Origin of the sequence: Bacteroides propionicigenes (assembly GCF_018390535.1) — a bacterium.
Taxonomy (GTDB): Bacteria; Bacteroidota; Bacteroidia; order Bacteroidales; family Bacteroidaceae; genus Bacteroides; species Bacteroides propionicigenes.
Window position 1 is genome coordinate 594,575 of sequence record NZ_JAHBBW010000001.1, and the last position, 22,777, is coordinate 617,351.

At 46.1% G+C, this 22,777-nt stretch carries 13 protein-coding genes; 5 read left to right on the forward strand and 8 right to left on the reverse strand.

Annotated elements, in window-relative coordinates; translation table 11 throughout:
• Positions 1-32: 32 nt before the first annotated feature.
• The 3 genes from KG118_RS02585 to KG118_RS02595 form a co-directional block, all read right to left on the reverse strand.
• Entirely contained in the window at positions 33-1,286 is a 1,254-nt protein-coding gene (locus KG118_RS02585; RefSeq protein ID WP_117711057.1) for a mechanosensitive ion channel family protein, read from the reverse strand.
• Between the two features lie 43 nt (positions 1,287-1,329).
• A complete protein-coding gene (locus KG118_RS02590) occupies positions 1,330-2,334 on the reverse strand; it encodes a DUF4435 domain-containing protein (protein ID WP_117711056.1) in 1,005 nt (334 codons plus the stop codon).
• A 62-nt stretch (positions 2,335-2,396) separates the two neighbouring features.
• Entirely contained in the window at positions 2,397-3,224 is an 828-nt protein-coding gene (locus KG118_RS02595; RefSeq protein ID WP_117711055.1) for an AAA family ATPase, read from the reverse strand.
• Between the two features lie 97 nt (positions 3,225-3,321).
• Between KG118_RS02595 and KG118_RS02600 the strand changes: the two genes are divergently transcribed.
• Positions 3,322-4,233, forward strand: a complete 912-nt coding sequence (locus tag KG118_RS02600; RefSeq protein ID WP_117711054.1) for a DMT family transporter — start codon at positions 3,322-3,324, stop codon at positions 4,231-4,233.
• A 150-nt stretch (positions 4,234-4,383) separates the two neighbouring features.
• On the opposite strand, the gene meaB is transcribed toward KG118_RS02600, so the two are convergent.
• From meaB to KG118_RS02625, 5 genes are all read right to left on the reverse strand, one after another.
• Complete coding sequence (gene meaB, locus KG118_RS02605; RefSeq protein ID WP_117711053.1) at positions 4,384-5,481, reverse strand: methylmalonyl Co-A mutase-associated GTPase MeaB; 1,098 nt, start codon at positions 5,479-5,481, stop codon at positions 4,384-4,386.
• 14 nt (positions 5,482-5,495) lie between these two features.
• Entirely contained in the window at positions 5,496-6,566 is a 1,071-nt protein-coding gene (locus tag KG118_RS02610) for a DUF1573 domain-containing protein (protein WP_117711052.1), read from the reverse strand.
• Positions 6,567-6,681: 115 nt separating this feature from the next.
• Positions 6,682-12,489, reverse strand: coding sequence for an alpha-2-macroglobulin family protein (locus KG118_RS02615; protein ID WP_117711051.1), 5,808 nt, complete (start codon positions 12,487-12,489; stop codon positions 6,682-6,684).
• An 872-nt stretch (positions 12,490-13,361) separates the two neighbouring features.
• Entirely contained in the window at positions 13,362-14,819 is a 1,458-nt protein-coding gene (locus tag KG118_RS02620; RefSeq protein ID WP_117711050.1) for an aminoacyl-histidine dipeptidase, read from the reverse strand.
• 78 nt (positions 14,820-14,897) lie between these two features.
• The gene (locus KG118_RS02625; RefSeq protein WP_117711049.1) at positions 14,898-15,881 is read right to left on the reverse strand and encodes a lysylphosphatidylglycerol synthase transmembrane domain-containing protein; all 984 of its coding nucleotides are present in this window, start codon (positions 15,879-15,881) and stop codon (positions 14,898-14,900) included.
• A 109-nt stretch (positions 15,882-15,990) separates the two neighbouring features.
• Here KG118_RS02625 and rsmA point away from each other — a divergent pair, with 109 nt between their 5' ends.
• The 4 genes from rsmA to KG118_RS02645 all read left to right on the forward strand — a co-directional run bounded on the left by rsmA (position 15,991) and on the right by KG118_RS02645 (position 22,661).
• Positions 15,991-16,797, forward strand: a complete 807-nt coding sequence (gene rsmA / locus KG118_RS02630; RefSeq protein ID WP_117711048.1) for a 16S rRNA (adenine(1518)-N(6)/adenine(1519)-N(6))-dimethyltransferase RsmA — start codon at positions 15,991-15,993, stop codon at positions 16,795-16,797.
• A gap of 34 nt (positions 16,798-16,831) precedes the next feature.
• On the forward strand, positions 16,832-18,178 hold the full coding sequence (gene mgtE, locus KG118_RS02635) for a magnesium transporter (protein WP_249671442.1): 1,347 nt from the start codon (positions 16,832-16,834) through the stop codon (positions 18,176-18,178).
• 115 nt (positions 18,179-18,293) lie between these two features.
• Positions 18,294-20,147 (forward strand): DUF349 domain-containing protein, encoded by a 1,854-nt coding sequence (locus KG118_RS02640; protein ID WP_117711047.1) that lies wholly within the window; start codon positions 18,294-18,296, stop codon positions 20,145-20,147.
• A gap of 93 nt (positions 20,148-20,240) precedes the next feature.
• On the forward strand, positions 20,241-22,661 hold the full coding sequence (locus KG118_RS02645) for a polysaccharide lyase family 8 super-sandwich domain-containing protein (RefSeq protein WP_117711046.1): 2,421 nt from the start codon (positions 20,241-20,243) through the stop codon (positions 22,659-22,661).
• Positions 22,662-22,777 lie beyond the last annotated feature (116 nt).

The following is a 22,777-nucleotide window of genomic DNA, read 5'->3' on the forward strand; positions in this document are numbered from 1 at the left end:
GAAGCATCTATCAATAGCCAAATTCCCTAAAATCACGAGAAGGCTCTTTGAAAATCCCTGCCTGACGGAGACTGGAATACCTGCAAATCAAATTCCGGGATAATAGCAAGTACATGGTCGAAGACATCAGCCTGTACTCCCTCGTAAGGGACCCAGTCCTTGATAGCACAGAAAAAATAAAGCTCCATAGGAATGCCATGATCTGTGGGTTGCAACTGGCGCACCATGCAGACAAGTTCCTGGTTTACATCAGGAAGGCTTTTCAAGTAGGCAGTCAGATAAGCCCGGAACACGCCCAAATTGGTTTGGCGGCGACCGTTGACAAGAATGGAATTGTCGATATGATGTTCCTTGTTATACTCCTCTATCACTGTTTCCGTATGCTCCACATAGTCTTTCAGCAAACGAATCTTACGATACTTGTCCAGCATCTCCGGAGTACAGAACTTCACACTGTTCATATCGATATTAATGGAACGCTTGACGCGCCGCCCTCCGCTCTCGCGCATACCGCGCCAGTTCTGAAACGAATCGCTGACCAGCAGATAGGGCGGAATCGTAGTGATGGTATTATCCCAGTTACGCACCTTTACCGTATTCAGTGTGACTTCTATCACCGTACCGTCTGCACCGTATTTGGGCATTGCAATCCAGTCGCCCACCTTCAGCATATCATTGGCGGAAAGCTGCACACCCGAAACAAATCCCATAATAGAATCCTTGAACACCAGCATCAGGATAGCGGCAGAAGCACCCAACCCCGCCAACAACGACAATGGAGACCTATCAATCAGAATACTTACCACGATAATGGCGCCCACAAACCAGAGAATCACCTGTACCGTCTGCAACATTCCCTTCAACGGGCGGTCGCGGAGTTGTTCCTTCTCGCTGTACACAGCATAAACAGCCTTCAGGAACGAATTGATGAAACTCAGGAACGTAATAAGAATATAGATAAGGCAGACACGCTGGATGAATCCCAGAGTGGAAGAGCTCGTCTCGGCAAAAGCAACCGGAATAAAAATATAGATAATGACAGGCGCCACCATCCGGCTAAGGTGAATCAACACTTTACGGTCGAAAACAATATCATCCCATGTAGCTTTTGTTTTCCTTATCAGATGCGCCACCACTTTCAACAAAATGTTCCGGCAGATAGCATCCGCCAGAAAAGCGACAATCAGTACCAGCGCAAAAGCTATAAATTGATCGAGTATATCGGCCAGAGAAGGGGCTGTTCCCCAAGAAATCAATAATTCGTCGATATTCTTTAATATGTCCATGATGCTTAAATATAAAGTATGAGGTATAAAATACGACAGGGGGTCATAGTTTCTCCCGTTCGAGGAATTCCCTTATATCTTCTTTCAACCACTGATAGAGATAAAGGTTTTTGTAACCGCTGTTTTTCTTCAACATAACAGCCACATTGACCTGACTGTTCTCATAACCCGTCAGTTCATTGCGGAACTGTTCGTTATGCTCCGCCAGACGTTTAATTTCCTGTTCACGCTCACGGCGGAGTACTGTGCAAACGGGTATCAACAGCTTCAGCACCACACAGTCCATAATGTGATGTCCCTGCATATAGAGATAGGTGTTATCGGGAATTAATCCTAATTTCCGCAACTCCTCACCCAACTTATCAACGTGCTCTATGTACTGCGGAAAGCGTACTTCCATTTCGGATAGTTTGGCAGATACCGTACGCTGCATAGCGTCCAAAGCGCTATAAGGATGCCGCAGGCTTATATCCTGCAAACGGACATAGGCATTGAAATCGTATATGGGGAAAGTATGCGTATCATGCCGGCGATAGAACCATACGTTCCACAGGAACAACGGATAAGCTATCTGTGAATAGCGTTTCAGGAAAGCGGGAAAATCGAGAATATGACGGTCGTTCAACGTTGCCTGCACGCAAACTTCATGAAGGCTCTCGGCAAAACAATGAAAGTTCTCAATAGCATATCCGTAAGTCTGGAAGATATAAGGGTTGCGGTTTATCTTCCGTGACACATTGGTAGCCCCTTGCAGCAGAAAGTCGTAATCACTGTCCACACAAGCTATCAGGCTGCGCCCCAGTTCCGTTGTATTGAGCGTATTCATCAACACCATCTTCTTGCCCTTTGCCAATGAAGTGGCAGACGGAAGCATTACTTGGAAATAACGCTCCTCATTCTCGAACTCAGCCAAAAGAGTACGCCAGAAAGCTATATCATCATAGCTTTCCACATACGCCACAATGCGTCTGCGCCCTTTCTTCGACGAGAACTTATGCGCGGCGTCCAGATAAGCGGAAGTCAGATTATGTCGTAAAGATGTTGCCAAAGCAGTGATGAATTATAAATTATCCTTTTCAGGAGTTAAAGAAGTTTCAAGAATTAAAGGAGTCAGTTGCTGATTATCGTCGAAATATCCTCCACTTCCGTCACTGCATCCAGCCAGCCTTCCATAATAACGGCCGGAGAATGGGTAGTGAGGATAAGCTGTGCATTCGGATTCAAATCGCGTATCATGCCGATAAGCTTTTGCTGCCATTCAATGTGCAATGATGCTTCCGGCTCGTCCATAAAGAGTACACAATGGTCTTCGTCGCGCACAAGGACTGTCAGCAGGATTACCAGCATCTGTTTTTCACCGGATGAGAGTTTATAGGGAAGCAGTTGCTCACCGTCCTGAAAAAAGACGATGTCATTACTTTTGCGGTCAATCTTCTTTCGGGTATAGCTGAACAGTTCGTCAACCATATCCTGAAATTTCCGTTTAGGTACGGACAACGCCGGAGCCATACTCCGCTGTTCCTCGTCACCGCTCAGCAATTCAATCATTTTATTGCCGATATTCACTTGGTAGTCAAGATAACGGCGTTGGAGCAGATAGAGTTGCCAGTCCAGTTCGGACTTTACGTTCGGATCTGCCATACGGGCGGTAAAATCTCCCATGATAAGGGGGCGGTCGTAACTGCGGATTACATCATAGGGGATAAAAGTTGCTTCCGGATTATCGAAGAATACGTGCACTCCGCTCTTCTCATCGCTCTTCACTTCTCCGGTGGTTTGCTCCAGATATCCCACCGAGCGGTTTAGAATCGTAGTCTTTCCTACTCCGTTGATGCCGGAAAGTATGTTGACATCGGGACGCAACTCCCAAGCTATATTATACCGATGCCACAACCCGTGTATCTCGATACGTCTGATGTAATTGGCTTGTACTTCCATGATTCCTATATATTCGTATTACAAATATAAAGAAAGAGATTGAGAATTTAGTTACCTTTGCAGCGTTTTTCACCACAAACAATACATATTTCACAATATGAACAAGAACGTACAAGGTCACCTGTTTGCTCTGACCGCCAATATTCTATGGGGGTTAATGGCGCCCATCGGTAAATCCGCTTTAGTTGAGTTCTCCGCTTTGTCTGTCACTACCTTCCGCATGGTAGGTGCAGCGGCTTGCTTCTGGCTACTCTCACTGTTCTGCAAACGCGAGCAGGTAGACCACCGGGATATGTTGAAGATATTCTTCGCCTCGCTTTTTGCATTGGTGTTCAATCAGGGAGTCTACATCTTCGGACTGTCCATGACTTCTCCCATCGATGCCTCCATCGTAACTACTACCCTTCCTATCGTCACCATGATTGTAGCGGCTGTTTATCTGAAAGAGCCCGTTACCAATAAAAAAGTGCTGGGCATCTTTGTAGGAGCAATGGGAGCATTGATACTTATTATGAGCAGCCAAAATGCAAGTAGCGGCAACGGAAGCATCATAGGTGACTTACTGTGTCTCGTCGCCCAAATCAGTTTCTCTATCTATCTGACCGTATTTAAAGGGTTATCCCAAAAATATTCTCCCATCACCCTGAACAAATGGATGTTTGTGTATGCATCCATGTGCTACATCCCTTTCTCCTATCACGATGTGGCTGCCATACAGTGGGCGGAAATCTCTACTGCGGCACTGTTACAAGTGGGCTATGTAGTGGTAGGCGGCAGTTTCCTTGCCTATATATGTATCATGACAGCACAAAGACTGTTGCGCCCCACAGTAGTGAGTATGTACAACTATATGCAACCTATTGTAGCTTCAATAGTTACAGTCGTAATCGGTATGGCTGTATTCAATCTGGAAAAGGGAATAGCCATTGCACTGGTATTTCTCGGTGTATATATCGTTACGCAAAGCAAATCACGCAAGGACTTTGAGAAGGAAGGAAAAGAGGTGTAGGGAACAAGAAGTTATCAAAACGTAGTTGATGATTTTTTTAGGCACGGATTACACGGATTTCACGGATTTACTTTATTCTTTTCCGTGAAATCCGTGTAATCCGTGCCTGAAAAACAGACAGTAAGTATTCTTTGCTTTGATATAGCCCCGCTATTTTTTCAATTCCGCAAAATAAGTATCCAGCAAGTTCTTGGCAGCGACAAAGGAGGTCAGGTTACCTTTTAGCACTTGGCTTTCTTTATCGGCCAGCATTGCTTCGATTGTAGAATTATGATAGAAACTGTCGCGGAGTTGTTCATTAATGGTTTCGTACATCCAATATTTGCTTTGCTCGTTGCGGCGGTATTCAAAGTAGCCGTTCTCTTTCACAAAGTCGATATATTTATAAACCATATCCCATACTTCCTGTACCCCAAGGTTGTAAAAACCGGAATAGGTCAGTACCTGCGGCGTCCAACCGCTCTCCGGAGCCGGGAAAAGATGCAGCGCATTACGGAACTGGGTGGCAGCCAGCTTGGCACGTTCCAGATTATCTCCATCCGCCTTATTGATGACGATGCCGTCCGCCATTTCCATAATTCCGCGCTTGATGCCTTGCAGTTCATCGCCCGTACCGGCAAGCTGGATAAGCAAGAAGAAGTCCACCATTGAATGTACCGCAGTTTCACTCTGTCCCACACCCACTGTTTCTACAAATATCTTATCGAATCCGGCAGCTTCACAAAGCACAATCGTTTCACGCGTCTTGCGTGCCACGCCACCCAGCGAACCTGCCGAAGGGCTGGGACGGATAAAGGATTTAGGATGAACGGAGAGCTTCTCCATGCGGGTTTTATCACCCAAAATACTGCCCTTGCTGCGCTCGCTACTGGGGTCGATGGCCAATACCGCCAGTTTGCCGTCGTACTTCTCCAATACGTGCAGTCCGAATACGTCGATAGACGTACTCTTGCCGGCTCCCGGCACACCGCTGATACCTATGCGGATAGAGTTGCCGGAGTATGGCAGACACTTTTCTATCACCTCCTGAGCTATGGTCTGATGTTCGGGCTTTACACTTTCCACCAACGTCACAGCCCGGCTTAATGTCGTGATATCGCCTTTTACAATACCCTCTACATACTCTGCAACGGAAAGCTGGCGTTTTTTCGGTTTCCGCTTCAGATAAGGATTGACGGACGAAGGCTGTTCAATGCCTGCATTGACAACCAAACCTTTATATTCTCTGTTATTTTCAGGATGTTCCATAGTAAGATTTTATATTATTTCGCTTTAATATTAATCTCTACTTTCGGCTGCATCGGGTCATTCGTAATCATCAGCAAGCGCAGATGACGGCGTTTCTTCCCGATATTCCGTTTCGCCACCGTTACACGGAGGCGGGTGCTTTCGCCCGGTTGCAACACACTCTTCTTCAAGCTGGCGCCCACAGCCGGGTGGAATACCTGAAGTTTGCTGATTTGCAAAGGAGAACGGCCGGTATTCGTTATAATAATGTCCTGACGCGCCTTCGATTTCTTTGCCAGTACGGTACTCATATCAATATCCTTAATGGAAAGATTGATGACGGGGGCATTCGCCTTTGCCGTCTCGGTCATGCCCGAGAAGTCCGGCAGAAGAATGGCGGACACAGGAATCTCATTTTCATCCCCCACCTTGTCGCCCGCAAAACGTGCCAGATAGACAGAGGCTTGTGTCAGTCCGAAGTCCGTCAACCGTTCGGAATCCAACGTAACGGTGATGACACCCTTCTCCCCTTTTTGCAAGACATTGGGCTTCACTTCCGTTTGCAGATAAGGCGGCAGGTGCATCAACACTGGTTCGTACGGACGGTCTGACAGGTTCACAACCCCTATGTGCATAACAGGCTTCTCACCGGCCTGCACATCGGGAAAGTCAAGATTGTTCTTATCTATGCGTATCTGCCCGATGAGGTATGGATGAGTTTTAGTGAAATCCTTGATTTCACGCACCACCTCACCGTTGAACTTTAAATAAACCAGATGGGGTTGCGCATTACTGTAAATGGCTACGGATTTGTTGAAGTGCCCCAAAGCCTCCGCATCAAAAGTCACATTGACTACTCCCTTTGCACCCGGAGCGATAGGAGTCTTTGTCCACCGGGCCACGGAACAGGCACAATCGGGCTCCACCTCGGTAAGTACCAAAGGTTGGTTGCCGGTGTTTGTAATGGAGTATTGCACCGTTACCGGATGTTTCCATTCAATCTGTCCGAAATCATACATTTCCGTATTAGAGGTAAAACGCGGTTGCGCTACGGCTGTTAATGCCGTAGCTGCAAGCGCATATAGAGTGATAAAACTGCGTCTCATTTATATTGCTTCTAAATTAGTTGCACAAATGTAAAGTTTTTAAGTGAGATACACAGATTTTCTTTCCGCTTTTTATAACCTATAAACATTCGATAGCAAGTAAAATCCACCTACCCTATTTGATTACAACAGTTCCTCCCGCAGAGTGGGAAGCATATTCCGGTGCATAAGCGCATTGCACGGTAGCCAGTCCGGTTTCGTACGTACCGCCACGAGCCACCCGGTAGCTATGCTCCAGTACATAGACGCCTTTGCCCAAGTGGTCGAAGAAGAAATTGGCCCCGGCATCTTCCACCTCTGCATAATATCCGAAACCGCTGCTCCAACGATACCCCGAAAGCGAGCTTACCGGTTCGAAGCAAGCGCCACGTTGATCTTTCAACTGAATAAAGTCCATGGCACGGTCCAAACGGAGCGTGAGCCGGGACACAACCTTATCACCTACTGAAAGCTGTGCGGCATCCGACAATGGTTGCAGAGATTTCTGTCCGTCTGCCGAGATACGCTCTACAAAGAGTTTCTTTTCAATATTCAGTTCACCGCCTTGTTGTTTCACGTCGGATATGGGCGACAAATACTGCGCATAGACAGCTCCCCATGCAATGCCCGCATCCCTCTTCTCTATGGTAACGGACGTTGCCTTCAGTTCAGGACTGCCTTGCGTAAAGACTTCCTTGATGTATCCCAATCCCGGCACAGTGGTCTTTGCCGGAGAAAGAGTTTCCAGCACCTTATTGCCTAAAATAATGCGGACATCCCCTTTGCTTTCCAGCAAATTGTTGCCCCGGCAAAGCAAAGCATAAATCGCATCGGCGGTAGCCACCGGAGAATTCCATGCCGTCGCCTGTTTCTGTTTCAACAGCCAAAGCTTCATTTCTTCTACCAAAGCATCATTGCCGCCTGCCTTGTGCAAGGCTTCCATGACAGCCACATGAGCAGGAACCGGCATCATGCCCCAAGTATAAGGATTGGCATAGAAAGCAAAATGCGCTCCCATCTCATCCGTTTGTACAAGATGTTCTTTTATGGAAGCTATAAACTCATTCGCTTCCGTCCTGCGTCCCACCGTCTGCAGAATAATGGCGGTCTGCGCTTTACAAATCATTGTACCGTTCTCAAGGTTACGTCCCAACTTGGTAAGAAAGTAATCGAATGCTTTGGCATATTCACCGGACAGTTTTTCCGAACCGAGAGCCACCAGATACAAATATTCCATAACGGCATCCGACAAAACGGTAATTTTAGCCCCATTCTTCTCTGCCTTGCGGATAGCCCGGTATTCTTTCAGGGCTTCCTTATTCAGATAATCAAAAGCCTTATCCTTCATTCCCGCTACTTCTTCCGGCAGTGTCTTATCCGTAAACAAAGAAAGCCGGACGAGCAACCCGGTGATATAACTTGTGACATAACGGTTGCCGGACATACCGCCAAACCAACTCCATGCGCCTTCCTCACCCTGCAATTCTTTCAGTTTAAGCAAAGACGACATATTACGGTAATTTAATTGATTAACATCGAACAAGGTAGCAATGCGTTGTTGTTGCTCCGCCTCAGTAGTAGCCTCCAGCAACCAGGGAGACTCATCCAACAGGATGTTTTTCACATCTTGGTTCTTCTCCAATTGGCTGAGGAAAGTCTCTTTTGTTCCGCCCGACAGTCGCCAGTTATCAAACACCGCCTTAATGCGCGGCTGGCTATTAGCGATATACCCAGCCAAGCTGTTAGCATAGAAAGCGGTTGCCCAAGAAATGGCATTATCGGTTGCAGGCTGGCTCAAGACAGGCAAAGCTTGTACGGCATACCATGCTGGATTACCCGTAAATTCCACCGTCAGACGACGGTCGGTTGCCGTACGACTGTTACCGTTGAACAGACTGTCCAGCGAGAAAGTACGTGTTTCTTCACCACGAACAGGCATGGCAAGCGTCTCCGTAATATACTCCTTATTGCTTAAAACAGGCAACAGATGCTGTTCCCCGTCACTGAATGTACCGCCGTCTGCCACCATACGTACACCAAGCAGGTCGTAACGTTCCGTTACATCAAACCTGAAATCAACCGATACCGTCTTTCCGGCTTCTACCGAGAACTTCTGACGCCGGGTGGAGATAATCTTCTCCGTCACCGGATCGAAAAGGGTGAATACGACTGTGCCTTTTACCGCCTTCCCCGTCAGGTTGGCAACACCGGCAGCTATCTGTGTCTTATCGCCTACCCGTACAAAGCGGGGCATATTCGGAGTAAGCATAAACTCTTTGGCAGTGGCAGCAGTAGCATCAAGCATACCTGTCATCATATCCCGAGTATGGGAATAGCCCCGGAAATTCCAGCGTGTCAGGCTCTGCGGCATAGTGAAGGAGAAAGCAATCTCTCCCTGTTCATTCGTACGCAGTTGAGGATAGAAGAAGGCCGTTTCGGCAAAATTAGTACGCAAGTCAGCTACCGGTTGTAATGTCTGCCCGTCAAGAGGAATAGTTTCCGATTCAAAAACAACATCCGCAACCCCTTCTTCCACCTGTGCCGGAACATACTTCGCTTCAACCGCCCGTCCGGCTATCATCTTGTTTCTGGTGGTTCCGTATCCGGATCCACTGACAATCGCACTATTTTCGACAATTTGCAAGACTTCCGCCACTCCGGTATAGGGCGAAATGAAATAGTCAAAGTGCCAAACGGGAACCGTCCACGACTTCGTGGGGAAATAAGGAGCATAACTCTTTCCGTTGTTATTATTGCTATCCCAATAGTAATAAGGAATATACCGGTTGTAATAAACGCTTAACGACTGGCTGCGGCTATAAATCCGGTCTAATGAGGCATCATACATCATTGCCAGCATCTCAGCGGCAGCAGGAAAACCTTGCGGAGTCTTGATAACCAGCCTCCACTCTTCTTCCTGTCCCGGACGCAAACGGTCGCGGAAGACTTCCCACTTCATATCCAATGTCCGTTCAGGCAGGCGTTTCCGCAATTCCACCCTACGGGTATATAGCTGTCCGTTCTTTACGAAGGTAAACTGCACGGCAACCCCGTCTCCATACTCCTCCCGATAAGGATATTCCATACGGAGAATCGAATCGCTCAATGACAGAGTACGGCTCTCCAGCCTTCCCTTCCGCCCGAAAACGTCTACCAAAACATAGGCGTCCTTCATGGAAGTGCCGAAGTAGAAGAGTGCCGGATGGGTTGCATCGAACTCCGTATTCTTTTCATAGAGGAAGGTTTCCATAAACATAGCCGGACGGGTATCTGTCAATGAGAACAACACAATATTCACCGTATTGTCCGCATTGCTGACCTCCTTACCGTCGCGGTCGCGAACCGACATGACAAAGCGGTACTCTCCCGACGGTAGTTGTTTCCAAGCAGCGAAGTCTTTCGTTTCACCCGATGTAAAGGTACTTTCATAAACCGGCTTATCTGATATTCTTCCCGTTTTAGAGTCGAGCACCGGATACAGACGACAAATTCCTTCCATGGACAACGTCTCGTTCACGGCATTCATCACTGCCAGTTTTCCCGATATGGAATCTTCTTTGCACAACTCCCTGTTAATATCGGGCATAAAGAAATAGGCTTGACGGGCAGCGCTTAGGTGACACTGCGAAGTCTGCGTTTCGCCCGCATCCCCTGTGACCGACACTTCTATTTGATAGGAAAAGCGTTCCCCGCCCATTCTGTCCGTATCTGCGCCCGGCTTCAGAACAACCGGAATGGAGAAGTTACCTTTCGCATCCAGCTGCACCGTGTCCGAGGCAAGCGGTGCAGCACCTTGTCCCCAGTATCTCCAATTGTTACGACGGGTAACAGTATATACCAACGGAACATCCTGAATGGCCATGCCATTATATGCCTTGACATTGCCGGTCACATCTACCGTCTCTCCCAAACAGAAGGCTTCTTTCACCGGATTAAAAGTAATCTCAAAGGTAGGCCGCTTGTAATCCTCCACCCGTACGGAAACGGACGTTCTGTTTTTGACTTCAACCGTAAAGTTACCATTCAAGCAAACTGTCGGCAACACCAATTCTGTCGTAAAGGAACCGAATTCGTTGGTATTGACGTTCTTCTGTACCAGTTCTTTTCTGTTTACGTCCAACAAACGTACCTGATAACTCTTTCCTGCCAGGACTTGGGCCTTATCCGTTTCCTGTTCATAAGCGATGCCTTTGACATAAACAGTCTGACCGGGACGATACAAAGAACGGTCCGTCAGCAGAGTGATATGTTCTTCCGGACGCGACTCACCGCGCTCGTAATATCTGTTCAAATAAATAATCTGAGGCATCATAGCGGTATCTGTCCCTTTACGCGCCACATAGCTGCGGATAGTTTTATTCCATTCTACAACAGCCTTGCCGCCGGCATCGGTAGTAACCGTCTGCACCAGTTTGCGGTCTTTTTCATTGTACGCGGAATAGAAACTGACCGTTGCATCGGAAATAGGTTGTCCGCTACGGCTATCTACCGTAACCACTTCCATTTTGTTATCCGGCAGAGACAGCGTCAATACCTTGAAACGGGTTGAAACAAGAAATGAATCTGCCGTACGGGCTGTTGCGACATCCGGCACAATCTGTAATATATAAACGCCCGGTTCGTCCGGCACATAAAACTTCAAGTCCGTACGTTGCAGGTTGTTTGATGACTCTCCTTGTTTTCCATCTTGCCCAGTGAAAGCATCCAGTTCAAAATGAGTTGCAGACAATTTACGGGCATGTTTCTGATAGAATGCCTTGCTTATTCCGGTATCCATCCAAGGTATTTCGGACAGATTCGTACGGTACAGGTTCAGCGTAAATCCTTTCAGATTACGATAGGTCACGTCCAACTTCAATGAGTCACCGGGATAAACACTCCCCTGGGTATTAATATCCAAATAGGGTTGCAGGATATTTTCCCGTATGTTCCGCAGTTCATTAACACGCTTATAAGCCGAGTAGCGTTTCACCCCTTCATCACAGGTCTGCAAAGCCCCATCAATATAAGTTCCTCCCAAACTGCGGAGCCGGTCGGCCTTACAAATGTAGACTTCCGCACAGACTTCACGCGTGCCATATTCCCGAATCAGATTGTCCAAAACTTCGAGATATTCTTTATTGAGTTCTTCTTTTCGCTCACGATAAGCGGCATAAGGTTCGCGGTTTATACCGCCACCGGCTACTTTCCACTTCCAGTAATCAAGCGTTGCCAGTATCACGGCGTCTTCCGCCCCGTTACGATGCCGGTAAGCCTTTATCATCTCTGTATAAATACCGCCAATCCGGGCGCGTTGCAATGAATCCACCCGAAAGCCGTCCAATAGCCGATAAGTGTCGACTGCACGGGTCGCCAGCAGATGGTACATATCGTGCCCGTAAAAACGGCTTCCGTCTTCCAGCACTACAAAAGGCACATATTCCTTGGAAGAGACTTCAAGCAAGCGGAGGGAATCCCGCAATGAGGCAAGGTTATGTTCGTCTACCTTAGCAACAAAAAGATTATCGCTCCACTCACGAATGTCTGCAGGGGCTTCGTCTACGTCCAAAGACGTACGTTCCGACAACAGCCGCCGGTTGCCTCGCATATAATCCGCATATTCGCGGGCAAGCAGTGAATGCAGAATAGCTTTGCTTACGGGGTTCGGTTCCGATTTCACCCAACTTTCCAGATTCCTTAAATTAGTATACAGGCTATCCGGAGTCAGTCTTTCCTGATAAGCTTCCCGATAGATATATGCCTTTAGCATTTGCGGAGCGTTCTTCTCCAGCTCGGCTTTCCGGTAAATTTTCCCCGTCAGCTTCACTGCAGTTTGCGGCAAACTCTTCTTTTGAGCTTGCTCTACCTGTTTCCACAGGTTGTCATAGGACTGAGCATGCAAGGAAAGGAAGCACACTCCAATCATCAGCAGAAACAATGTACAAAATCTTTGGAATTTCTTCATAGCTATTCTATTGTTATAGTGGTTAGAAACAAAAATAACAAATTAATAGTTATGTTGTGCCGACTTTTAGTAAAAAATAAAAAAAACAAAGCATATGCTGACACAATCCTCCTCGGTAACAAATATAAAAAAACGAGGGATACATTCTCAGAACATATCCCCCGGTCTCTTATCGATTACTACACTCATCTTGGGTAGTTATAATACTTCATTGCTTCAATCCAGTTCTCACCAACTTTAGTAAGAACCTCTTTGAAAGAATTTACAATCTTTTTTCCCATAATCTTATCAATTAAATTAAATACCCTGAAAACTTTTTTTTCTTTACTTCTTAATGGTGTAACCCATCATTAACATCTCATTACGACCTACCTCTGCGAGAATACGTCTGAATGAGCTCATAATCTTCTTTTTCATAACCTTAAAAAATTAAACTAACATCTTGAAAACTGAAAACTAATTTCTCTCTTAAAAAGGGGATGAATGCTTAAAGCATTACATAACCCCAAATGTTCTTATCGGCCTCGCCGAAATGTCTGAACAAACTCCTTAACTTTTTCATTTTGTTATCCTCCTAAAATCAATCTTGTTACTCTTAAAAATAACCTGTTATCCTATTATTTCTATGTTTTACAACACAAAAATAAGGCCTTTGTTCAAGATAGCAAGTGAAAACACATAGAAAAAGATGTTTTATAACATATTTCTTGACCTAAATCAATTTTCTGCAAAGTTGCAACAATAAGAAGAGTCAGAATGGCGGTAAAGCAAAGTTATTCTGACAGGCCAAAGTCAAAATGGCAGTAATAAAAAGCGGGGCACGTTTAAAGTGTCCCGCTTTCCGTCTTATTATGTATAAGGTATAAAGAAAATTACTTTTCAGGAGTCTGTTCCAAAGTCGCAACCAAGAAGTCATAGAACTTCGTCACAGACGGAATGTATGCACGTTCATCGGGTGAGTGCGGTGAGCGCAACGTAGGACCGAAAGAAATCATGTCAAGCCCCGGACAGTTGGCACCGATAATGCCGCATTCCAAGCCTGCATGAATCACCTTCACAGCCGGTTCTACACCAAATTGTTGCTTATAGGATAATGTCATGGCATGCAGAATCGGAGAATCCACATTAGGTTGCCAGCCTGAGTAGCCGCCGCTCAATTCCACTTTCATGCCTGCCATAGAGAAGCACGCAGTCAAGCTATCTGCCAAGAAGTCCTTCATTGTATCACAAGAACTGCGAGCCAATATACGAACATCCGCCTTGCCGCCTTCAATCGTCACAATGGCCAGATTGGAAGAAGTCTCCACCGTATCGGGAACTGTAGGAATCATACGCATTACTCCATTTTGACAAGCCATTAGCACACTAATCATATTGTCCTGAATTTCTTCGGGAACAATGGCGGCAGGCAAATCTACATTTTCCAATTTCAAGGTAATGCCTTCTTCAATCGGTGTATATTCTTCATTAATCTGCACCTCATATTCCTTGATATAGTCTTCCAATCCTTCGATGTCTTCAGGATTAAACACCAATACAGCGTGTGCCTCACGCGGAATGGCATTGCGCATATTACCACCTTCAAAACTTGACAACTGGCAATCGAACTCAATCAGTAAGTCATGTACGATACGGGCAAGCAGCTTATTGGCATTGCCACGTCCCTGATTGATTTCCAATCCGGAATGTCCGCCACGCAATCCCTTCAAAGTTATCCGACGGGCTACGAAATCAGCTGCAGGAGCTTCTTCCTTATATTCCAGCGTAGCCGTAATGTCGATGCCGCCCGCGCAACCGATATAAAGTTCTCCTTCGTCCTCCGAATCAAGATTCAGCAGAATCTCACCGTTCAGCGTGCCCGGCTTCAAACCGAATGCGCCGTACATACCCGTTTCCTCATCCTTGGTAATCAACGCTTCCAATGGACCATGTTTCAGGTCTTTCGCCTCAAGTACCGCCATGATAGCGGCTACACCCAAACCATCATCTGCGCCCAGAGTGGTGCCTTTGGCCTTCAGCCAATCACCGTCAATGTAGGTTTCAATGGGGTCTTTGGTAAAATCATGAACTGTATCGTTGTTCTTCTGCGGAACCATATCCATATGGGCCTGCAGAATGACACCTTTGCGGTTTTCCATACCCGGAGTAGCCGGTTTGCGGATAATGACATTGCCGACCTCGTCAACAAATGATTCCAAACCCAAGCCCTTACCGAAATTTATCAAGAACTCAGTTATTTTCTCCATATGTCCGGACGGACGGGGTATCTGAGTCAGCGAATAGAAATGCTTCCACACATTTTGTGGAGCCAACTGTAAGATTGTACTCATAATTATAAAAGTTGTTTTCGCAAATATAAGAGTTATTTTTCAATATCCCTCCAATCGATAATGCAAAAGTCTTCTAATTCATTTTGCACGGTTCGCCAACGAAACGTGCAGCCCGCCGTAGATACCAAGCACTATAACCAGTAAGGTTTGAATACCGTGTACTATCAACGCAAACACGCCCGCATCCGTGGCATTCACACCGTAAAGCATCATCATGGTGATAACGGCAAAGTGCCAAGGCCCCGCCCCGTTGGGCGTAGGAACAATTACTGCAAACGTTCCGCCAACAAACATCACCATTGCGGCTTGAAAACTAAGATGTTCCGTAAAAGAAAAGCTATAGAAAGTCAGATAGAAATGATAGAAATAACATCCCCATATAAGTAAGGTATAAAGAATAAATAAGGGGATATTCTTCACATTACGAAGCGACATCACCCCTTCACACACATTCAGCACAACTCCCTTCACCTTCTCAAAAAAAGAAAGCATCCGCATCAGATAGTACATCAGCACCAGCACACCGATAACACAAAACAGGGAAACATAAAACCAGGGAGAGGTCAGCAGGTGCATCAGTGAAGGGATTTTTGTACCCGTCTCCTGAAAGAAGCGGAGAAACACCGGCATCTGCACCAGAAAAGTAAATCCCGTAATCAGAAGGATACACAAAGTGTCCACCAAACGCTCGGTTACCACAGTTCCCAAAGATTTGGAGAATGAAACATCATCATACTTAGCCAGAACACCACAACGCGACACCTCGCCCACACGGGGCAATATCAAATTGGTAGCATAGGAAATGAATATGGCATCCACGCAATCGCCCCTCTTAGGGTAAGCCCTCAGCGGTTCCAACGTCTGCCGCCAACGCCACCCGCGAAACACATGGCTCATCACGCCAAAGAACAGTGAAAGCAACATCCAGCCCCAATTCGTGCCATACAAAAGCACCTCTTTTGCGCGTTCAAAATCAAAATCACGATACACCCAATACAGGATAAAACCGCCCAAAAGAACGGGCAACACGATTTTCAATGTCTTTTTTATTATCTTATTCATCGTTTTACCTTAAAATTCATCCGGCACACGTCGTAATTTGTGATTTGTAACTCGTAATTCGCCGAAAAGGATTACCTTTGAACCGCAAAAGTAACGATTTAGTTGATACATGAGATTAGTTAAACCTAAAAAGTTTCTCGGCCAGCACTTTCTGAAAGACTTGAAAGTGGCTCAGGACATTGCCGACACCGTAGACGCCTGCCCCAAACTTCCGATACTGGAAGTGGGACCGGGTATGGGGGTGCTGACGCAATTCCTTCTACCCAAAGAGCGCACGGTAAAAGTTGTGGAAGTGGATTACGAATCGGTGGCCTATCTGCGGGAAGCCTACCCGCAATTGGAGGATAATATCATAGAAGACGACTTCTTGAAAATGAATCTGCAACGCCTGTTCGACGGGCAGCCTTTCGTACTGACGGGTAACTATCCCTATAACATATCCAGCCAGATTTTCTTCAAGATGCTGGACAACAAAGACCTGATACCATGCTGTACGGGCATGATACAGAAAGAAGTTGCCGAGCGCATCGCCGCCGGTCCGGGCAGCAAGACGTACGGCATTCTGAGTGTACTGATACAGGCTTGGTATCGCGTGGAGTACCTCTTCACCGTAAGCGAGCACGTATTCAACCCGCCTCCCAAAGTGAAAAGCGCCGTTATCCGCATGACGCGCAATGACACGCAACAATTGGGATGCGACGAAAAGTTGTTCAAGCAGGTGGTGAAAACCACATTTAACCAGCGCCGGAAAACCCTGCGCAACTCCATAAAACCGATACTTGGCAAAGAATGTCCGCTGACCGAAGACGTCCTCTTCAACAAACGTCCCGAACAGCTTTCCGTACAGGAATTCATAGAGTTGACCAACCGGGTGGAAACAGCGTTGAAAGAGATGAAAGAAGAAACGGACAAATGAGAATTTAACGGCTTTCAGCCTTAGGCGATACACAATGGAAATAGACGAAGAATACATAGATAAAGTCAAAAGCTTTATAGAGCAGAAAGACGCGGAAAACGTCAAGGCGCTTCTTATCGACCTGCATCCGGCAGACATTGCCGAATTGTGTAATGACCTCGCGCCCGAAGAGGCACGCTTCGTTTATCGTCTCCTCGACAACGAAACAGCCGCCGACGTACTGGTAGAAATGGATGAAGACGTCCGGAAGGAGTTCTTGGAACTTCTGCCTTCGGAAACCATTGCCAAACGGTTTGTGGATTATATGGATACGGACGATGCCGTAGACCTGATGCGTGACCTCGATGAGGAGAAAAAGGAAGAAGTCCTCTCGCATATTGAGGATATAGAGCAGGCCGGAGACATCGTAGACCTGTTGAAATACGATGAAGACACCGCCGGCGGTTTGATGGGTACGGAAATGGTAACCGTCAACGAGAACTGGAGTATGCCGGAATGTCTGAAAGAAATGCGCCTGCAAGCTGAACAACTGGACGAAATCTACTACGTATACGTCATTGACGATGACGAACGCCTGCAGGGTGTATTCCCGTTGAAGAAGATGATTACCTCGCCGTCCGTCTCCAAAGTGAAACATGTAATGAGGAAAGACCCCATTTCCGTCCATGTAGACACTCCCACGGACGAAGTGGTACAGATTATCGAGAAATACGACTTGGTAGCGGTGCCCGTTGTCGACAGTATAGGCCGTCTGGTAGGACAAATTACCGTAGACGACGTAATGGACGAGGTTCGCGAACAATCGGAACGCGACTACCAATTGGCATCCGGTTTGTCACAGGACGTAGAAACAGACGACAACGTCATGCGCCAGACTTCCGCACGCCTGCCGTGGTTGCTTATCGGTATGCTGGGCGGTATCGGCAACTCCATGATATTAGGTAATTTTGACGCGACTTTCGCCGCACATCCTGAAATGGCGCTGTACATCCCGCTAATCGGCGGTACGGGTGGAAACGTAGGAACCCAATCCTCCGCAATCATCGTGCAAGGCCTTGCCAACAGTTCTCTGGATGCAAAAGATACATTCAAGCAAATTGCCAAAGAATCCGTAGTGGCGGTAATCAATGCGACTATCATATCCTTATTGGTATACATATATAACTTTGTACGATTCGGCGGTACGGCCACAGTTACCTACTCCGTATCTATCAGCCTGTTTGCCGTTGTCATGTTTGCTTCCATATTCGGAACATTAGTCCCCATGACACTCGAAAAGCTGAAAGTGGACCCGGCCATTGCCACAGGTCCGTTTATATCCATTACCAACGACATTATCGGCATGATGATGTATATGGGTATCACCGTACTATTGGCCTGAAACGGCTAATTTGAAAAAAATTAAAGGAAAAAGTATGAAGTAATCATTTTATTTCATTAATTTGTAACCTAATGTAACCCGAACGGGGCATCCCGTTTCTAAAAAGTAAATACAAATGACGGACACTCATGACACTAATCTCCCCGACAAACCGGTGGAATTAGAAGAAGACAAGAAAACAGCAGAGGTTTCTGAGCCGGCAACAACAGAAACTCCCGCTGAGGCAACCTTGACTGACAAGCCGGCCGAATCAGTTCAAAAGCTCACTAAAGAAGAAATCCTGAACAAGCTTAAAGAGATTGCAGCAGACGTGGAGAATGCAGCCAAATCGGAGATAGACGGTTTGAAACAGGCTTTCTACAAACTACATAACTCAGAGCAGGAAGCCGCAAAGAAGCAATTCGTTGAGAATGGAGGAGCTATTGAAGAGTTTGTTCCACAAGCCGACGCTTTGGAAGAGGAATTCAAAAACACCATGTCCGTCATCAAGGAAAAAAGAAGCGCACTCAATGCAGAACAGGAGAAACAGAAAGAACTCAACCTGCAAATCAAGCTTTCTATCATCGAGGAACTGAAAGAATTGGTGGAATCTCCGGAAGACGCCAACAAGAACTATACGGAATTCAAGAAGTTGCAGCAGCAATGGAACGAGGTTAAAATTGTGCCGCAAGCCAAGATTAACGAATTGTGGAAGAACTACCAGCTGTACGTCGAGAAGTTCTACGACCTTTTAAAACTGAACAACGAATTTCGTGAATATGACTTCAAAAAGAATCTTGAAATAAAGAATCATCTTTGCGAAGCCGCCGAGAAACTGGCAGACGAACCGGATGTAGTTTCCGCTTTCCACCAATTACAGAAATTGCATCAGGAATTTCGCGATACAGGACCGGTAGCGAAAGAACTGCGCGACGAAATATGGGCACGCTTCAAAGCTGCCTCTACTACCGTAAACCGTCGTCACCAACAGCATTTTGAGGCTTTGAAAGAGACTGAACAACACAATCTCGACCAAAAGACCGTAATCTGCGAAATCATCGAGTCCATTGATTATAGTGAGCTTACCAACTTTGCTTCTTGGGAAAACAAGACTCAGGAAATCATTGCTTTGCAAAACAAATGGAAAACTATCGGCTTTGCCCCGCAAAAGATGAACGTAAAGATATTTGAACGGTTCCGCAAAGCCTGTGATGAGTTTTTCCAAAAGAAAGGCGAGTTCTTCAAGTCTCTGAAAGAAGGGATGAACGAGAACCTTGAAAAGAAACGTGCCTTATGCGAAAAAGCAGAGGCTCTGAAAGACAGTACTGACTGGAAAGCAACAGCGGACGAACTGACCAAACTCCAAAAAGAGTGGAAAACAGTAGGTCCTGTTGCCAAGAAATATTCGGATGCCATATGGAAACGGTTCATCTCCGCCTGCGACTACTTCTTTGAACAGAAGAATAAAGCAACTTCTTCACAACGTTCCGTTGAGCAGGAGAATCTGGAGAAGAAAAAAGCCATTATCGAGAAACTGACCGCCATTGACGAAACAATGGATGTGGAAGAAGCCACTCAACTGGTCCGCGAACTTATGAAAGAATGGAACGGCATAGGGCACGTGCCATTCAAAGAAAAAGACAAGATTTACAAACAATATCACAGCCAGATAGACAAGTTGTTTGAACGCTTCAACATCAGCGCTTCCAATAAGAAGTTAAGTAACTTCAAATCATCTATCAGCAATATACAGGAAGGCAGCCCGCAAGCCCTCTACCGTGAACGAGACAAACTGGTACGTGCCTGCGAAAACATGAAAAACGAATTGCAGACCTACGAAAACAATCTGGGCTTCCTTACAGCGTCTTCCAAGAAAGGCAACAGCCTTTTGACCGAACTTAACCGTAAAGTTGAGAAACTGAAAGGTGATATAGAACTGGTTAAACAGAAAATTAAAGTGATTGACAATTCAATCAACGAAGCGGAATAATTTTTTGAACCTAATTATACGAGGTTATGCCAAAAGGATTGAAGGCTTTTTGACATAACCTCTTTTTTATCTAATCTTATCTCACTCTAAATTATGAAAAGAATTCTAACCTTAGGTATCGTACTACTGACCGCAAACAGCCTGTTACCGGCACAAGAGATTACATTCTCGGAAACCAAATTCAATTGGGGAACCGTTCTGGAAAAAGACGGAAATGTGAGCCATGATTTCCGGTTCGTGAATACCGGAGACAAACCTTTGACCATCAAAAACATCATTACCGGTTGCGGATGCACCTCATCCGAGTGGGCCGACAAAGTCTACCGCCCCGGCGAAGAAGGAACAATACGGTTGGTCTATCACCCGGAAGGCAGAACGGAAAACAGCATCAACCTTGTAGCCGAGATTTACACTAACAGAGCGGCAAAAGAAGTAGTTACTTTGGAAATGTCAGGAGAGATAAAACGTCAAGCCCCCTCCTATCCCGCCTACTACAATCCTGCCAATGGAAAACGCAGCCAAAGCCAAACCGGCATTCCGCAAGATGAATATGAACAAATACTTAAACGGGTGCGTGAGGAACTATATGCCAAAGCTACTTCACAGCAAACAGACCAAATCACAGAAAGATTATTACGTTCCATGCTTCCGGAAGGCAAATGGAGCGATTTGGATTATGCTTGCTTCTTCCGTACCAATTGGGAACCGGTGGAACACTTGAAGCGTTTGGTTACAATTGCCACTTCATATACTGATGAAAGCTCCCGCTATTACGGCAACGAAGTATTATACAATGCCATCAGAACCGCCCTCCAATATTGGGTGAAACAAGACCCTACCTGTTTTAACTGGTGGTTCAACCAGATTTCCGTACCGCAGACACAAGCCTCACTCCTCGCCCTGATGGATGCAGGACAAAAGAAACTCCCATCCGAAATCAGTGCTCCTATTTTACAAACAATGAGCGAACGCAGCGATCCGCGCAAATGGACCGGCGCCAACAAAATGGACATTGCCATTCATCATTTAGTAAGAGGCTGCCTGTTGAAGAACGACAGTATCGTACGTGTCAATGCCGATGAAATATTCTACCCCGTACAAATCGTTGTGAACGAAGGCATACAGGAGGACTTGTCTTATCACCAGCACGGACCGCAACTCTACATCGGCGGATACGGAACAGTGTTTGTAGACAACATAGTGCGTATGGGCAATATCCTCAACGGTACGAAATATGCCATGAACCGGGAAAAACTCAGCCTGTTTTCCAATTTTATCCGCAGCACCTACTTCAATGTATTCCGCAGCAGGTATCTGGACTTCAGCGTAACAGGCAGGGGTGTCAGCCGCAAGGGAACATTGGATTATGGAGATTGTGCGGCCCTGTTCGGAAACTTGCAGACTCTCGATGCCGCACACACTGACGAATATGCAGCCATTGCCCGCCGTTTCCTCACCCGGGAAGCATCTTACCAACGTTCGGACAGGAATACAATGTATTATTGTTCAGACTATATGCTACACAACAGACTGAATTACGACTTTTCCGTACGCGCTTCCTCAACACGCACCAACAAAACCGAAAGCGGCAACGGTGAAAATCTATACGGAACCTATATGAGTGACGGCGCTACCAATATTCGTGTCAATGGTAATGAGTATGTTGACATCTTCCCCGTTTGGGAGTGGGACAGAATACCGGGAACCACCCTGCCCGCAGGCGAGAAACGCAATCCCGTTGACTGGGGAACCAAAGGAACCGGTACATTCACAGGCGGAGTATCCGACGGGAAATACGGTGTAATGACCTTCAAGATGAATGATTATGGCGTAAAAGCCCGGAAATCATGGTTTATGTTCGACAACGAAGTAGTCTGCTTAGGCAGCGGCATCGATTCAAATATTCCGGCAGACATCGTTACCACCATCAATCAATGCCATTTAGACGGGAAAGCATGGATAAGTACAGGAAGAAAAACGCTTCAGCAAGCTGTCCAAGGGGAATTTTCTTTTGAACAAACTCCGTTATGGATTTGGCATGACAGCATCGCCTACTTCTTCCCTAAAGAGAATAATGTAAAACTAAGAATGAACAAACAAAAAGGCAGCTGGGCAAAAATCAACTTCAATTATCCCGCTACGGAAATCAACATACCTGTATTTAACCTGAGTATTAATCACGGAAAATCACCCCGGAACGCATCTTACGCATATATCGTTGTGCCGGGAATCAGCCATCCGGAAAAGATGAAAGCATACTCCCACCGATATCTGAAAATTGAACGGAATGACATGGAAATACAAGCCGTTAGCAATCAGAAATCGGGAATTCTGCAAATTGTTTTCTTTAATCCCGACACTTTTGACAATGGAAAAATAAAGGTGAAAGCCTTGAAACCCTGCGTTGTACAAATAAAGAGAAGCAAAGGAAAAGTGACAGATATACAAATTGCCGACCCGCAGAACCAAGAAAAACTAAAGCCGGGGGTAGATGTAATAGTTTCAAATGACTAATCATCCGCATTCTTCCCCTGACTCTCCCGACAAGCCATAAGTCATACTGAAATAAACCTCTACTCTACGTCTCTAAAATTCAACTTGAGAGATGTAAAGTAGAGGTTTATCATAGC

Excerpts from the sequence above, each read along its gene's own strand:
- KG118_RS02595 (WP_117711055.1), bottom strand. The coding sequence starts at position 3,224 with ATGGAAGTACAAGCCAATTACATCAGACGTATCGAGATACACGGGTTG.
- KG118_RS02600 (WP_117711054.1), top strand. The coding sequence starts at position 3,322 with ATGAACAAGAACGTACAAGGTCACCTGTTTGCTCTGACCGCCAATATT.
- KG118_RS02620 (WP_117711050.1), bottom strand. The coding sequence starts at position 14,819 with ATGAGTACAATCTTACAGTTGGCTCCACAAAATGTGTGGAAGCATTTC.
- KG118_RS02585 (WP_117711057.1), bottom strand. The coding sequence starts at position 1,286 with ATGGACATATTAAAGAATATCGACGAATTATTGATTTCTTGGGGAACA.
- meaB (WP_117711053.1), bottom strand. The coding sequence starts at position 5,481 with ATGGAACATCCTGAAAATAACAGAGAATATAAAGGTTTGGTTGTCAAT.
- rsmA (WP_117711048.1), top strand. The coding sequence starts at position 15,991 with ATGAGATTAGTTAAACCTAAAAAGTTTCTCGGCCAGCACTTTCTGAAA.
- mgtE (WP_249671442.1), top strand. The coding sequence starts at position 16,832 with ATGGAAATAGACGAAGAATACATAGATAAAGTCAAAAGCTTTATAGAG.
- KG118_RS02610 (WP_117711052.1), bottom strand. The coding sequence starts at position 6,566 with ATGAGACGCAGTTTTATCACTCTATATGCGCTTGCAGCTACGGCATTA.
- KG118_RS02645 (WP_117711046.1), top strand. The coding sequence starts at position 20,241 with ATGAAAAGAATTCTAACCTTAGGTATCGTACTACTGACCGCAAACAGC.
- KG118_RS02615 (WP_117711051.1), bottom strand. The coding sequence starts at position 12,489 with ATGAAGAAATTCCAAAGATTTTGTACATTGTTTCTGCTGATGATTGGA.
- KG118_RS02625 (WP_117711049.1), bottom strand. The coding sequence starts at position 15,881 with ATGAATAAGATAATAAAAAAGACATTGAAAATCGTGTTGCCCGTTCTT.
- KG118_RS02640 (WP_117711047.1), top strand. The coding sequence starts at position 18,294 with ATGACGGACACTCATGACACTAATCTCCCCGACAAACCGGTGGAATTA.